This window comes from Dactylosporangium sp. NBC_01737 (assembly GCF_035963215.1).
GTDB lineage: Bacteria > Actinomycetota > Actinomycetes > Mycobacteriales > Micromonosporaceae > Dactylosporangium.
The window spans coordinates 11,055,454-11,069,391 of the sequence record NZ_CP109153.1; the positions used below are offsets into that span (position 1 = coordinate 11,055,454).

The window sequence follows — 13,938 nt, forward strand, 5'->3', positions numbered from 1 at the left end:
GATACGGCGTGCAGGACGACGTCGATGCTTGGAGGCAGCCGGACGTGCAGGGACGGGTGCTGGGTGGCCGTTACCGGCTGGAGGATCAGCTCGGCAGCGGTGGGATGGCGGTGGTGTGGTCGGCGACGGACGAGGTGCTGGGGCGCCTGGTCGCGGTCAAGATGCTCGCCGGGCAGCACGCCGCGAAGCCCGAGTCCCTGCGGCGCATCCGTGCCGAGGCCAGGACCGCCGCGACCCTTTCGCATCCGAACATTGCCCAGGTCTACGACTACGGTGAGGCCGAGGAGGACGGGCAGACCGTCCCGTACGTGGTCATGGAGCTGGTCCGCGGGCAGAATCTCGAGCAGCGCATGGCCGAGGGGCCGGTCGAGCCGCGGGTCGCGTTCCGCATCTGCGCGGAGGTCGCCGCCGCCCTGACCGCGGCGCACGCCGCCGCGCTCGTCCACCGTGACATCAAACCCGGCAACGTGATCGTCACCGCGACGGGCGCCAAGGTCGTCGACTTCGGCATCGCCGCGTCCGTCACCCCCAGCGGCGACGGGGACCTGCCGCAGGAGGTCCTGGGCACACCGTCCTACCTGGCGCCGGAGCGGCTCACCGACGACGCGGTCGAGCCGGCCTCCGACGTGTACGCGCTGGGCATGCTGCTGTACAAGCTGCTCACCCGGCAGCTGCCGTGGCAGGTCGACAACACGGTGCAGCTGCTCGTCGCGCACGTGTACACGGAGCCGGCGCCCCTGCCGTCGCTGCCCGGGGTGCCCGACGAGGTCATCGACCTGTGCCACCGCTGCCTGCGCAAGGACCCTGCGCTGCGACCCGGCGCGCCCGAGGTCGCGGCGGTCCTCGCCGCCGCCGCCGGCCTGCGCGTCGTCGCGGACGAGCGGGCACACGCGGCGGCCGCCCCGGCCGTGGACGGCGAGCCGTCGGCGGTGCTCATCCCGCCCGCGGCGATCCGCGCCGCGTCGCCGCTGCCGCGCCCCGTCGAGCCGGCCGCCGAGACCGCCACGCCACGGCGCCCCGGGGGCTGGTGGTGGCCGGTGCGGCCGTCCTGGTCACCGCGGGCCTGGTCGCGGCGGCGTTCGCCGCCGGGCCACCCGCCGACCAGCCGAAGGCCGCCGCGTCGCCGACCGCCACGGGCGCGGCGAGCGCCGATCCGTCCATGTCCCTGTCCGGTGCCACCGCCGCAGGCAACCCGGCCGGCGGCGGCACGACCACGGCCGCCGGCGGCGGGCCCGCGGCCGGCGGTCCGACCGGCGGCGGCACCCAGCCCGGGCCCGATCCGACGGGAGGCGAGCCGGAGCCGACCGCCGCGCCGACCACGCCGGACGACGAGCCCCAGCCGCAGCCACGGACGCTGTCGTCGCCTGGCGGCCGGGTCCGCGCGACCTGCACCACCGACGGTCTCGCGCGGATCCTGTCGTCCGAACCGGCGGAGAACTACGAGATCCTGAAGGTCGAGCCGGGACCCGCCACCAGGGCGAGGATCGCCTTCAGGAGCGGCGACACCATAGTGCGGATGACGATCACCTGCGCCGGGGGCGTGCCCTCGGCTGTCATCACCACCAACTGAGCGTCACCGGTACGGGTCGGTGACCTCCCGCAGGTCGCCGAGGATGGCGCGCAGCTGGGCCATGCGTCCCTCGCCGAGCTGGGCGGCCCACTCGGCCTCGACCTCGGCGACCGCGGCGGCGGCGAGCGGGATCACCTCGGCGCCGCGGGCGGCGACGCGCACCAGGCGCGCCCGGGCGTCGGTCGGGTCGGCGACGCGTTCGACGTAGCCCGCGCGCTCCAGCTGGTCGACGAGAAACCCTGCGGACTGCTTGGTGATCTGCGCCTGCTCGGCCAGGTCGGTGAGCCTGCTGCCGTCCGGTGCGATGCGCTGGAAGACCCGTGCCTGCGCCGGGGTCACGTCGCCGAAACCGGCCTCGGCGAGCGCGGCGAAGACGCGGGCCTCCATCGCCCGGTACGGGATGAACAGCAGCAGCCCCAGGTTGAGCGGCACGGTCACCCTCCCTTGACGATAGTCAGAGCCTCTGACTACATTGGTCAGAGAATCTGACTATAGTAGCGGAGTCGTCATGGACGCTGAGACGAGCTGGCGGGTCATCGCCGAGCAACGGCGTGCCCTCGCCGACCTTCTGCAGGGGCTGACCGACGAGCAGTGGCGGACGCCGTCGCTGTGCGCCGGGTGGAGCGTCCGCGACGTCGCCGCGCACGTCGCGATGGCGCCGCAGCCGCCGGGCCTGGGCAGCATGATCCTGGAGGGCGTCCGCGCCCGCGGCAGCTTCGACCGGCTCAACCACGACCTGGCGGTCCGGCACGCGACCCGCCCCGCCGACCGGATCGTCGCCGAGCTGCGCGAGCACGCCGACTCCCGCCGCCTGCCGGCCGTGACCAGCTACCGCAACATCGTGCCGGACATCCTGGTGCACGGGCAGGACATCGCGGTCCCGCTCGGGCTGCCGCACCCCGTGCCGGTCGCGGCGGCGGTCGACGGCGCGACCCGGGTGTGGAGCATGGGCTGGCCGTTCTGGGCCCGCCGCCGCCTGCGCGACGTCCGCCTGGTCGCCACCGACGCCGACTGGACGGCCGGCACCGGCGGCGCCGAGGTGCGCGGCCCGATCGACGCCCTCCTGCTGCTGCTCACCGGCCGCCGCAAGGCCGCACTCCCCCGCCTGACCGGCCTCTGATCGACCCCAGGCCGGTCCCAGGCCGATCGCTTGCCGGCCCCAGGCCCGTCGCAGGCCGGCCCCAGGCCGGTTCCAGGTCGCCGCGCCGCCGGGACGATGTCAGCGGCGCCGGGCTCCGGCCGACGCTCAGCGCCGCCGGCCGCGGGACGACTTCAGCAGCGGGCGGGCGACACCGAAGATGAGCAGCAGCGCCAGCAGGAGCGACCCGCCGCCGACGGCCGCGGCGCGGATCGCGGGCGTGCCCAGGCCGTCCGGGCGCGCGGCGACGCGGCCGTGGAGGGCGGGACCGAGGGCCGCGCCGCGGACGGTGACGCGATCGGGCCGAGCGGGTCGGCGGTCACCGGCGGCACGGTCGCGGTCAGCGCGGCGTAAGGGTCGATCAGGCCGAAGCCGAACGCGTCGTCACGCCCGGCGGTGCCCTTGTCGCGGGCCGTGGCGAACAGGCGGTTCAGGACGTTCGCGGCATCCAGCGCCGGGTACTTCGACCAGATCAGCGCCAGCAGGCCGGAGACGATCGCGGCGGCACCGCTCGTACCGGAGCCGACCGCGAAACCCGAGGGGTAGCGGGACTTCGGGGCCGCGCCGATGATGTCCTGCGCCGGGGCGGCGATGTCGACGCTCCCGTCGGCGATCGAACCGTCCCAAAGCCCGCCGGCGCGGGTGGTGCCGGCGACGGTGACGACACCAGGGTAGCGGGCCGGCAGCGGGACGTGGTCGTCGCCCTGCGGGCGGTTGCCGCCGGCCGCGACCAGGATGGCGCCCTTGGCCCGCGCGTACGCGATGGCGTCGAGCTCGGGTTGCTTCAGCTCGTCGTCGGTGAGCGTGAACGACATGTTGATGATCTTCGCGCCGTGGTCGGCGGCGTAGCGGATCGGCTCGGCGAGGGTGCCTTCGGGGGTTTTCAGGGCCCGGTTGCCGATCGGGATCGCGACCGGGAGGAGCCTGGCCTTCGGGGCGATGCCGAGCACGTGGTTGGGGCCGTCGCCGCCGCGGCCGGCGAGGACCGTCGCCATCTGGGTGCCGTGGCCGTCGGGGTCGTCCCAGCCCTTCTCGCTGGCGACGCCGTTGGTGCCGGTGCCGGGCAGCAGCGCGCCGGCCAGGTCGGGCTGGGTGCCGTCGACGCCGGTGTCGATGACCGCGACGACGACGCCGTCACCCTTGGCGACCTGCTGGGCCTTCGCGATGCCGAGCGCGCCGAGCCACCACTGCTGCTCGCGGACGGTCTCGGCGCGGGCCGGCGCCGGCCGAGGGCGGCCGTGGCGCCGCCGAGCAGCACGGCTGCCATCAGCGACGCCACGGCGCTGCGCGTTGTCACGCCGCGACGGTACAGGCCGGGTCAGGACCACCACCACTTCTGGTTGAGCCCGCCGTGGCAGTCGTACTGCCCGACGGCCGCGAAGTCCGCGGTGCTGGACCAGGCGACCTCCAGGCACTTGCCGCTGTGCTGGTTGACGATCGAGCCGTTGCTCAGCAGGTACCACTTCTGGTTCGTGCCGCCGTGGCAGTCGTACTGACCGGCTGGCGCGAAGTTGGCGGTGCTGGAGTACTGGATCTCCAGGCACTTGCCGCTGTTGACGTTCTGCATGATGCCGGTGGCCGTGTTGTAGTTCCACTGCTCGACCGAGGTTCAGGCGGTCAGCGGGGACGGCGACTCGGCGCCGGGAATCAGCAGCTCAGGCGTGCCCGCGCCGTCCGCCGGGACCGTCCACACGTCGGGGCGGCCGTCGTCCTGCCGCAGCGTGTAGGCGAGGGTCGCGGAGTCCAGCCAGGCCGCCTGGTCGTCGACGCTTGCACGCTCCGCGGTCTGCGTCACGCGCATGCTCGCGAGGTCGAGGACCGACAGCCGCCAGCCTCGCATCGGGTCCGCGTCGATCGCCTGCTTGAACGCGATGCGGGTGCCGTCCGGCGACAGCGACGGGCACTCGACGTTGTCCCGCAACGTCTCCACGGTGCGTGCCGCGAGGTCGCCGCGGACGAGGTACCGGCGGCCCTCCGTCGACATGGTCGCGTAGAACAGGTTGTCGTCGGCGGCGAAGGTGACGCCCCAGAAGTTGACGTCGACGTTGCGGTACGGCCTGCCGTCACGGAGGACGGTGAACTCCTCGAGGGTGCCGACGGCCGCTCCCGTGCGGGTGTCGAGGATGCCGGTACGGGTGGAGAAGCCGCTGCTGGTGTAGGAGTCGCCGCCGACGAACACGGTCCACGCGACGAGCCGCCCCGACGGCGACACCCGCGCCCGGTTGGGCAGGCCCGGGACGGCGAACGTCTGGCGGGGGCGCAGGTCCGCGTCGAGCACCACGACCTCGTAGGCCCACGCGGTCTGCGGCCGCAGGCAGATCCCGGTGCCGGCGGCGGCGTACACCCGCAGGCACTCCACTGTGGACACGGTGCGCGGGCCGCCCGGGTCGCTCGCCGCCACCGTGGCCAGGTGCCGGTCGGTGATCGTCAGCAGCCGCGGCCCCGGGGTCAGGGTCAGCGTGCTGCCGGTGCCGCCGGTGCTGCTTCTGGTGGTGCGGTCCGCGGCCAGTGCCGTGTAGCCGGCCGCGACTCCCGCGAGCAGGACGACGGCGGCGGCGAGCACCGCGATCCGGACGCCGTTCGACATGGGCCTCATCGCACCGGACCTCGCTTCCGCAACAGCATCAGGGTCGCCACCACCACCGTGCCCACGACGGCCGCCGCGACCCGGCTGGCCGCCTCCGGGCCCCACGCCTGCCACGCCAGTCCGAAGAGGACGGACGAGACGAGGTACGCCAGCGCCTGCCCCGTCTGGATCAGCGCGATCCCGGTGGTGCGCAGCCGCGCCGGCAGCACCGGACCGGCGAACGCGACGAGCACGCCGTCCGTGGCGGCGTAGAACAGACCGTGCAGGGCCAGGGTCAGCACGAGCAGCGGCGCGCCGCCGAGCGGGCCGAACAGCAGCGCGTACGCCAGTCCCAGCGCGACGTAGCCGCCGAGGATGACCGGCAGCCGCCCGATCCGGTCGGCGAGCAGCCCCAGCGGCGTGGCGAGCAGCAGGTACGCCAGGCTGGTGCCGACGGCGAGGAGCGGGAACCACACGAGGCTCAGGTCTTCGCGGCGCTGGAGCATGAGGTACACGAATCCGTCGCCGATCGTGGCGAGGCCGAGCAGGCAGGCGGCCGCGACGAGCCGGCGCACCGGAGCGGCGCGCAGCAGCCCGGCCGCCTCCGCGGCCGTGACCTTCGGCGTCTCTGCCGGTTCGCCGGCCGGTCGATCGCTCCCGTCGCCCGGTCGTTCGCTTCCGCCGGCCGGTCGTTCGCTTCCGCCGGCCGGTCGTTCGCTTCCGCCGGCCGGTCGTTCGCTTCCGCCGGCAGGTCGTTCGCGGACGAACAGCACGAGGACCACGACGGCGAGCGCGGCGACGCAGAAGCTGGTGACGAACACGGCGTCGTAGGACTCCCCCGCCGCGGCGAGGACGGCGAGCGCGACCAGCGGCCCGAGGAACGCGCCGATGCCGTCCATCGTGCGGTGCACGCCGAACGCCCGGCCCAGTTCCTCCGGCGGCGTCGAGGCGGTGATGAGCGCGTCGCGGGGCGCGGTCCGCACCCCCTTGCCGAGCCGGTCGACGGCGATGACGGCCCCGATCGCGGTCATCGACCTGCCCGCCAGCAGCAGGCCGAGCTTGGCGACGGCGGACAGGGTGTACCCGATCCCGGCGACCAGTTTGCGCGAGCGGATCCGGTCGGCGACGAACCCGCCGACGAGCCGCAGCAGTGCGGTCGCACCGGTGTACACGCCGTCGACGACGCCGTACGCGAGCGGGCTGACGTGCAGGCCGAGCACCAGATACAGCGGCAGCACCGCGGTGACCATCTCCGCGGACACGTCGGTGATGAGGCTGACGGTGCCCAGCGCGACGACGTTGCCGCTGACGAGAGCCCTGCGGCGGGCCCCGCCGCCGGACGTGGCGGTGACCGGACTTGTCACGGTCGACAGATACACCCGGCTGTTCCCTTCCTGCGGCAGCGGTCCGCCATCGTCCGCCGCGGGCGGATCCCCTTGCAACGGACCGCGGGCGGCAAGCCGGAGTGCAGTTCGTGAACAGCGCCTTACATCGAATGATTTCGCTGCGCGTTCACCCGGCGGCACCGGATCCGTCCATCGATACCCCTATGTTCCTTGCGCTTCTGCACACGCCCAGAGAAGGGTTTCTGGATGGGCATCCGTCTCACCCGCCCCCCGATGACGATGGCGACGGTCGCGGTCCTGGTCGCCGCCACCGCCACCGTCGTCGTGGCCTCCGCGTCCCCGGCGTCGGCGGCCACCGCCACGTTCACGCCGGTCGCCGACACGTACGTCCAGAGCGACGCCACGTCCACCAACTACGGCACGACGACGCAGATCGTCGTGGACAACTCGCCGGTGCGCCGCCTGTTCCTGCGCTTCACGGTCTCCGGCGTCAGCGGCACGGTCACCACCGCCAAGCTGCGCCTGCGCACCATCAGCGGCAACGACGGCAGCGCCAACGGCGGCACGTTCAAGGCCATGAGCAACACGTCGTGGTCCGAGACGGGCACCACGTGGAACAACCAGCCCACGATCGACGGCGCCACCCTGGGCACGCTCGGCGCCGTCAGCCGCGACGGCTGGTACGAGATCGACGTCACGGCACTCGTGACCGGCAACGGCACGTTCAGCATCGGCGCGACCTCCAGCAACACCGACGGCGCCTACTACGACTCGCGGGAGAGCGGCGCCGACGCCCCGCAGCTCGTGGTCACCACCGGCACCACCACCCCGCCGTCGGGCGACCCCGTCTTCGTCGGCGCCGGCGACATCGCCAACTCCGGCTCGGGCGACAGCGCCACCGCGGCGCTCATCGACAACATCCCGGGCACCGTCTACACCCTCGGCGACAACGTGTACGACAGCGGCACGGCAAGCGAGTTCAACTCCTACTACGAGCCGACGTGGGGCCGGTTCAAGTCCCGCACCCGCCCCTCACCCGGCAACCACGACTACGTGACGTCGGGCGCTTCGGCGTACTACAGCTACTTCGGCTCGGTCGCCGGCCCGTCGGGTCGCGGCTACTACTCCTTCGACCTCGGCAACTGGCACATCGTCTCGCTGAACTCGAACATCAGCATGTCCGCCGGCTCCACGCAGGAGCAGTGGCTGCGCGCCGACCTGGCGGCCAGCACCAAGCCGTGCACCCTCGCCTACTGGCACCACCCCCTGTTCACGTCCAGCTCCAACCACGCCCCGTCCACGTCGACCCGCCCGCTCTACCAGGCGCTGTACGACTACAACGCCGACGTCGTGCTGTGGGGCCACAACCACGTCTACGAGCGCTTCGCCCCGATGAACCCCAGCGGCGGCCTCGACACCACCCGCGGCCTGCGCACCTGGGTCGCCGGCATGGGCGGCGCCAGCCACTACGCCTTCGGCACCATCCAGCCCAACAGCGAGGCCCGCAACAGCTCCGCGTACGGCGTCCTGAAGTTCACCCTGCACAGCAACAGCTACGACTGGCAGTTCGTGCCGGTCGCCGGCCAGTCCTACAGCGACACCGGCACCGGCTCCTGCCACTGACCGCACCCACGTGAACGGCGTGCGATCTACCCGCACCAGCGCACCTCGCGGGTAGATCGCACAACCGTGACCGCGGAACTTCACGGGGCTGGAGCGCCGCCGACGCTCCGCGATCACGGAGACGGGCATGCGCCGTCCCAGCGCTCACAAGGCCGGGCCCCGGGTCCGCGTTCCGCCTCGCCCATCGCAAGACCCGCACTCCGGTGATCGATGGCGACATCCGGCCATCCGGACAGCCACCCGGCGACTTCGATCAAGCCGTCCCAAGCCGTGAACACCCGCACCGGCCGCGAGTCTGGCGGAACGAACACGACAGCACATGACCCGCACTCCAGTGATCGACGGCGACATCCGGCCATCCGGACAGCCACCCGGCGACTTCGATCAAGCCGTCCCAAGCCGTGAACACCCACACAGGCCACGAGTCTGGCGGAACGAACACGACAGCACATGACCCGCACTCCAGTGATCGACGGCGACATCCGGCCATCCGGACAGCCACCCGGCGACTTCGATCAAGCCGTCCCGAGCCGTGGACACCCGCACCGGCCGCGAGCTTGGCGGAACGGACACGGCGGGACGTGCGATCGGACCGGGACGGGCCCGATGCCGCCGATCGTTGCGTAATCGAAGATCACAGCACGGGCAGGTCGGGCACCGGCCGGGGCTGCACGGGACGCTGGAGCACCGGCGTGTCCAGGACCGCGACCTCGAACCCGAAGCCGACCACCACACTGCCCGCGGCAGCCACCGAGACGGCGGTGACCGGCTCGGGAAACGGCCACTCCCGGCCGACCTGCTCCCCCGTGGTGAGATCCCACAGCCGCACCGTGCGGTCCTCGCCGCCGGTGACCGCCACCGGCCATCCGCCGCCGGACAGCACCGTCGCGACCGCGTTGACGGCGCCGGCGTGACCCGTGAGGGCCGGGCCGTGCTGCGTGCAGGTGCGCAGATCCCACTGCCGCACGACCCCGTCCACGTCGCCGGTCACCGCGTGCGTCCGCCCGGCGAATCCCACCGTCGCCACCGCCCGAACCCACCCGCCATGCCCGTCCAGCGGGCGCTGCCGGCCGGTGCCCAGGTCCCACACCCGCGGGACGGTCTCGGTCAGGCCGGCGGCAACCGCGACGGCCCGCCTGCCGACGACGGCGGTGGCCACCGAGGTGACGAACGATCCGTGCCCGGCAAGCACCTCGCCGACCCACGCCCCCGCGTCCCCGACCTGTCCACTCCGGCCGATCTCACCCGCCTGCCCACCGAAACCGACACCACCCGCCCCGACACCACCGGACCCGAGGTCGGCAGAACCGGCGCCGGTGGGCGGGTGATCGCCGGTGGGGAGGGCGACGACCCGGAGCTCGCCGCCCCACGCGCCGTCGTTGCCGACGACAACGGCGACCGGGCGGCCGTCAAGCACGGTGGTCGCCACGGACCACAGCCTGCGGCCGGCGACCGACGCGAGCAGCCCCGGCGCCGACCCGGCCTCCCAGCACCACACGTCGGTGCCGCCGACCCCGACGAACCGCACCCGCCCATCGGCGACATACGCGGCGACATCGGTGACGTCGACCGGCAACTCCCCGAGGTGCGCCGCATCGACGGTCCGCGCGGCCAGGTCCCATTGATGCACCGTGCGGTCCTGGCCGACCGAGACAGCGAACTGCCGCCCACCGGCCCGACCGGCCGCAGCCACATCCCCACCGGACACGGCCTCACCCGACGCAACCCCGTCCGACGCAGCCCCATCCGGCCCGGCAACCGTGGCCGTCGCGATGGCCGCCACCACTCTGCGATGGCCCTTCGCCGAGGCGGGCAGGGCACCAGCGCGTCCGGGCCGGGCCACCGAACCGCCGGTCTGCTGGTCCGCTCCTGGATCGGGGGTGAGGTCCCAGATCCGGACCGTCGTGTCACGCATCGCGGTGACGGCGACCGGCACGCCCTCCACAACGGACACGGCCAGCGCACCGACGCCGCGGGCGACGAACGGAGGCACCACAACGGCGCCGGTGACCGCGTCCCAGGCGCAGACGGCGTCGGCCGAGGCGGCCACCACGGCCGGGCGACCGGCGAGGTCGAGGGCGGCGAGGTGCACGGCCATGAAACCCGTGAGCGGCTCGCCGATCGGGGCGCCGGTGGCGAGGTCCCAGCGGCGCACAGTGCCGTCATGGCCGGCGGCGACAACGGCGGGGCGACCGGCCAGGACGGTGGTCGTGACCGCGGCGCTGCCGCCCGTGTGCCCCGCGAACGCCGGGCCGGTTGCCGCGCCGGTGGCGAGGTCCCAGACGCGCAGGGACCTGCCGGTGCTGCCGCCGGACACGACGACGGGGTTGCCGTCGAGGACCGCGGTGGCCACGTGGATGGCGCCGGTGTGGTCGGTGTCGATGACGTGCAGCGGGCGGCCGGTGGCGAGGTCGCTGACGGTGATCTCGGGCCACTCGCAGTAGGTGTCGGGGTCGCCGTCGTTGGTATACATGGTGGACGCGACGACCGGGCGGCCGTCGACCCACGCGGCGGCGAGGGAGCACACGAGGTCGCCCTCGCCGGCGTCGACGCGGCCGGTCGGGGCGCCGCCGGTGACGTCCCAGGTCTGGATGACGCCGTTGAAGCTGCCGGTGACGACGGTGGGCCGGTCGTGCAGGACGGTCGCCGCGAGCGCCCAGGCGTCCTCCTCGCTGGGGCGCAGCACCGCGGTCTGCGTGCCGGTCGCGAGGTCCCAGACGCGCACGGTCGCCTCGGCGAGGCCGCCGGTGACCGCGACCGGGCGGCCGGCCGCGTCGGTGGTCGAGACGACGGTGGACAGCGCCCGCTCGTGGCCGCAGAGGGTGACGCGCAGCCTCGTCGTGGCCTGGACGCCCGTCGACCAGCGCACCTGGGACCGCCCGACGGCCACGCCGAAGCGGGCGGCGTCGACGGCCAGCAGGAACGCGCGGGTCCACGCGTCGGCCGTGGCGTGCAGCGCGGCCGACGTGCGAGCTGCCGCGGCGAGCAGCAGTGACGTCATGCCGGGAACCTATCGCCGGGGTACGACAAGTTTCCAGAACGTGAGGTGCCCCGCGGCGTCCAGCACCACCAGCACGGAATGGTCCCCCGCCGTGGCGCAGACCGGCGCGGCCGGCAGCGGCACCGAGCCGACGACCGCGCCCGCCCGGTCGTGCAGCAGCACCGGACCGTCCCAGGTGGCACGCAGGCCGAGCGCCGGGAACACGGCCGGTGACGTGCGCTCCTCGATGCGCCCAGGGCCCAGGAGCACGCCGGCCGTCGACCACCGCAGGCTCCGCTCGCCGACCCTGACGACCACCTCCCCAGGGCGGGGCACATGCATCGCGAACCGCGGGACGCCTTCGCCGTGGCGCATCTGGTACGGCGGTGCCGAAACCCCCGCAGCCGCCGGATCCCAGTGGCAGACGGTCCCGTCGGCGGCGGCGGACAGCACCACCTGGCGGTCCGCGCTCACATCCAGAGCGGTGACGTAGCCCGCGTGCTCGCCGAGGCGGCGGCCGGCCGAGGGCGCGCCGGTGTCCCAGCGCATGACCGCGCCGTCCCAGCCGCCGGAGACGACGGTGTGTTCGTCCACGAAGGACAGTGCCTCGACCCACCCGTCGTGCCGGCCGAGCACGGTGGCCGGCGGCAGCGACGGCAGGCCGGACACGTCCCACAGCAGCACCTCGTTGTGCCAGTCTCCGGTCGCCAGCAGCCGCCCGGACGGGGAGAACCCGATCGCCGCCGTCGACCCCGCAGCCGGGCCGAAGGTGAAGGCCGGCGACAGCGACGGCAGCAGATGCACCGCGTGCCCGGCCCCGATGCTCCTGCCGACGACCACGAAGCGCTCGTCGGGACTGACCGCGAACGCGTGGGTGCCGGTCGTCGCGACGCTTGCCAGTACCGTGGCGGAGCGCGCATCCCACAGTGTCAGCGTGGACCCGTCGAGGGCGAGGAGCCGCCGCTCGTCCAGGAACCGCAGCATCGACGGTCCTTCGGTGTCGTCCAGCCGCCCGGCGGGCGCGAGCGACGGCAGCGCGTGCAGGGCGATGCCGCGGTGCCGGCGCACGGCGAGGAGGTCACCGGCGGGTGTCACGGCGAACGTGGCCTCGCCCTCGCGGGACTGCCCGGCCCGGCCGCCGATCAGCGGCGAGCCGTCCCAGGTCGTGACGGTGAAGAAGTGGTCGCGGTAGTACGCGACGTCGCCGGCGGGCGTGAACGCGGCGTGCTGGACCGCGAAACCGGCCGAGGAGCTGACGATGAGCGCCGGCGGGTGCTGCCGGGTCGACGCGGCCAGGGCGATCACCGACGCAGCGTGCCACACGGCACATGACGACCGGCCCGGAGGCCTGGCCGCCCGGCACTGCCGCCGGGCAGGGGCGCGACAATACGGTCCAGGGCATGGATCTCACGTGGTTTCAGCGGTTCGGCGCCGTCAGCGGCGTCCTGCTCGCGTTGTCGATCGGGGTGCCGGGCGCGGTCGAGGCGTTCACCGGCGAGACGTCGGCGACGAGCTTCGTCCTCGGCCTCGGGGTGGCGTTCTCCGCGCCCGCGGTCACCGCGCTCTACCTGCACCACCGGGCCACCGCCGGCCGGTTCGGGGCGTTCGCCTACGCCGCGAACCTGCTCGGGCTCGGGCTGTTCACCGGGGTCGCGTTCGCGTTGAACATGGTGCTGTTCTACCTGGATCAGTCCACTGTGGACACGCTCAGGGAAGGGCCGACGGGGTTGGCGTTGCAGATCAGCGCCGTGGTGTTCCTCGCCGGGACGATCCTGTTCAGCGTGTCGATGGTGCGCTCCGGTGGCTTCCCGAGGCTCCCCGCGGTGGGGTACGGCGTGACGCTGCCCCTCCTGGCCCTCCTCGCCCCGCTGCCGGACAGCCCGGCCACCAGCGGCGTGCACGTCCTGGCGGCGGTGTCGGTGGCGTGGCTGTCGCTGTCGGTGCTGCCGGCCCGCCGCGCCGCACCCGTCGCTGCGTAACCTGGTGGGCATGGGTCCGCCGCGTCCGGTGTCGTGGCTGCCGTACGTGGTGTACGGCGCCGTCCTCATCGCGGGCCTGCACGACCAGGTCCGCGGCCGGCACGGCGGCCCGGCGCAGGTGGCCGGGCTCGTCGCCGCGATCGGGGTGCTCGCCGCCCTGGAGCCGCTGGAGCGGCGGGTCACCGCGCCACCGATGGTGTTCCTGGTGGCCCGGACGGCGCTGTTCGTGCTGGTCGCGGCGCTGGACGGGTCGGGGTTGTCGAACCTGCTGTTCCTGCTGGTGCCGTTCACCGCGTACTTCGCCTTCGGCCGGCGGGTGGCGGTCACGCTCGCGGCGGCCGGGGTGGCGGTGCCCGTCGGGTGGGCGACGATCGCCGATCCGCACTGGTACCGCAGCGGCGAACGCGTCACGGACGTGCTGATGCTGGGCGTCGGCATGGCCCTGGCGGTCGCGATGGCGTCGGCCGCGGTCGGTGAGTCCGACTCCCGGGCCCGGCTGCGGCTGGCCCTCGCCGAGGTCGCGGAGCTGTCCGCGGCGGCGGAGCGCGGCCGGGTCGCCCGGGACATCCACGACAGCCTCGGGCACCACCTGACCGCGGTCAGCATCCAGCTGGAGAAGGCGACCGCGTTCCGGGACCTCGACCCGGCCGCGGCGGAGCAGGCGGTGCGCGACGCGCGGGCGTCGGCGGCCCGCGCCCTGGACGAGGTGCGCGGCGCGGTGCGGGCGCTCGCCGCG

At 73.9% G+C, this 13,938-nt stretch carries 12 protein-coding genes and 1 pseudogene; 5 read left to right on the top strand and 8 right to left on the bottom strand.

Annotation, left to right across the window (positions count from 1 at the left end):
* Window positions 1-8: 8 nt before the first annotated feature.
* A complete protein-coding gene (locus tag OHA72_RS50855; protein ID WP_327003302.1) occupies window positions 9-1,451 on the top strand; it encodes a serine/threonine-protein kinase in 1,443 nt (480 codons plus the stop codon).
* Here OHA72_RS50855 and OHA72_RS50860 read toward each other — a convergent pair.
* Both OHA72_RS50860 and OHA72_RS50865 read right to left on the bottom strand, forming a co-directional pair.
* Window positions 1,438-1,563 (bottom strand): hypothetical protein, encoded by a 126-nt coding sequence (locus tag OHA72_RS50860; RefSeq protein ID WP_327003303.1) that lies wholly within the window; start codon window positions 1,561-1,563, stop codon window positions 1,438-1,440. The genes OHA72_RS50855 and OHA72_RS50860 overlap by 14 nt on opposite strands.
* A gap of 10 nt (window positions 1,564-1,573) precedes the next feature.
* A complete protein-coding gene (locus OHA72_RS50865; RefSeq protein ID WP_327003304.1) occupies window positions 1,574-2,002 on the bottom strand; it encodes a MarR family winged helix-turn-helix transcriptional regulator in 429 nt (142 codons plus the stop codon).
* A 76-nt stretch (window positions 2,003-2,078) separates the two neighbouring features.
* Here OHA72_RS50865 and OHA72_RS50870 point away from each other — a divergent pair, with 76 nt between their 5' ends.
* On the top strand, window positions 2,079-2,690 hold the full coding sequence (locus OHA72_RS50870) for a maleylpyruvate isomerase family mycothiol-dependent enzyme (protein ID WP_327003305.1): 612 nt from the start codon (window positions 2,079-2,081) through the stop codon (window positions 2,688-2,690).
* 152 nt (window positions 2,691-2,842) lie between these two features.
* Here the strand turns inward: OHA72_RS50870 and OHA72_RS50875 are convergent, their stop codons facing one another.
* From OHA72_RS50875 to OHA72_RS50890, 4 genes are read right to left on the bottom strand one after another with little or no spacing between them, the layout of a single operon-like run.
* Window positions 2,843-4,039: a S8 family serine peptidase gene (locus OHA72_RS50875; protein WP_327003306.1), complete on the bottom strand. Its 1,197-nt coding sequence runs from the start codon at window positions 4,037-4,039 to the stop codon at window positions 2,843-2,845.
* The gene (locus OHA72_RS50880; protein ID WP_327003307.1) at window positions 4,027-4,275 is read right to left on the bottom strand and encodes an RICIN domain-containing protein; all 249 of its coding nucleotides are present in this window, start codon (window positions 4,273-4,275) and stop codon (window positions 4,027-4,029) included. The genes OHA72_RS50875 and OHA72_RS50880 overlap by 13 nt, the downstream gene beginning before the upstream one ends.
* A 42-nt stretch (window positions 4,276-4,317) precedes the next feature.
* Window positions 4,318-5,295: a TolB family protein gene (locus OHA72_RS50885; RefSeq protein ID WP_327003308.1), complete on the bottom strand. Its 978-nt coding sequence runs from the start codon at window positions 5,293-5,295 to the stop codon at window positions 4,318-4,320.
* A 5-nt stretch (window positions 5,296-5,300) separates the two neighbouring features.
* Entirely contained in the window at window positions 5,301-6,638 is a 1,338-nt protein-coding gene (locus OHA72_RS50890; protein ID WP_327003309.1) for an MFS transporter, read from the bottom strand.
* Window positions 6,639-6,866: 228 nt separating this feature from the next.
* On the opposite strand from OHA72_RS50890, the gene OHA72_RS50895 reads away from it, so the two are divergent.
* Window positions 6,867-8,243: a CBM96 family carbohydrate-binding protein gene (locus OHA72_RS50895; protein ID WP_327003310.1), complete on the top strand. Its 1,377-nt coding sequence runs from the start codon at window positions 6,867-6,869 to the stop codon at window positions 8,241-8,243.
* Between the two features lie 634 nt (window positions 8,244-8,877).
* Here the strand turns inward: OHA72_RS50895 and OHA72_RS50900 are convergent.
* Complete coding sequence (locus OHA72_RS50900) at window positions 8,878-11,244, bottom strand: hypothetical protein (protein ID WP_327003311.1); 2,367 nt, start codon at window positions 11,242-11,244, stop codon at window positions 8,878-8,880.
* 9 nt (window positions 11,245-11,253) lie between these two features.
* Entirely contained in the window at window positions 11,254-12,528 is a 1,275-nt protein-coding gene (locus OHA72_RS50905) for a WD40 repeat domain-containing protein (protein WP_327003312.1), read from the bottom strand.
* A 95-nt stretch (window positions 12,529-12,623) separates the two neighbouring features.
* Here OHA72_RS50905 and OHA72_RS50910 point away from each other — a divergent pair, with 95 nt between their 5' ends.
* Both OHA72_RS50910 and OHA72_RS50915 read left to right on the top strand, forming a co-directional pair.
* A complete protein-coding gene (locus OHA72_RS50910; protein WP_327003313.1) occupies window positions 12,624-13,202 on the top strand; it encodes a hypothetical protein in 579 nt (192 codons plus the stop codon).
* A gap of 454 nt (window positions 13,203-13,656) precedes the next feature.
* Window positions 13,657-13,875: pseudogene (locus OHA72_RS50915) on the top strand (histidine kinase); the annotation flags it as partial.
* Between the last annotated feature and the right edge of the window lie 63 nt (window positions 13,876-13,938).

Bases quoted from the DNA above. Each gene is read 5' to 3' on its own strand.
- OHA72_RS50870 (WP_327003305.1), top strand. From the start codon at position 2,079: ATGGACGCTGAGACGAGCTGGCGGGTCATCGCCGAGCAACGGCGTGCC.
- OHA72_RS50880 (WP_327003307.1), bottom strand. From the start codon at position 4,275: ATGCAGAACGTCAACAGCGGCAAGTGCCTGGAGATCCAGTACTCCAGC.
- OHA72_RS50885 (WP_327003308.1), bottom strand. From the start codon at position 5,295: ATGTCGAACGGCGTCCGGATCGCGGTGCTCGCCGCCGCCGTCGTCCTG.
- OHA72_RS50895 (WP_327003310.1), top strand. From the start codon at position 6,867: ATGGGCATCCGTCTCACCCGCCCCCCGATGACGATGGCGACGGTCGCG.
- OHA72_RS50900 (WP_327003311.1), bottom strand. From the start codon at position 11,244: ATGACGTCACTGCTGCTCGCCGCGGCAGCTCGCACGTCGGCCGCGCTG.
- OHA72_RS50910 (WP_327003313.1), top strand. From the start codon at position 12,624: ATGGATCTCACGTGGTTTCAGCGGTTCGGCGCCGTCAGCGGCGTCCTG.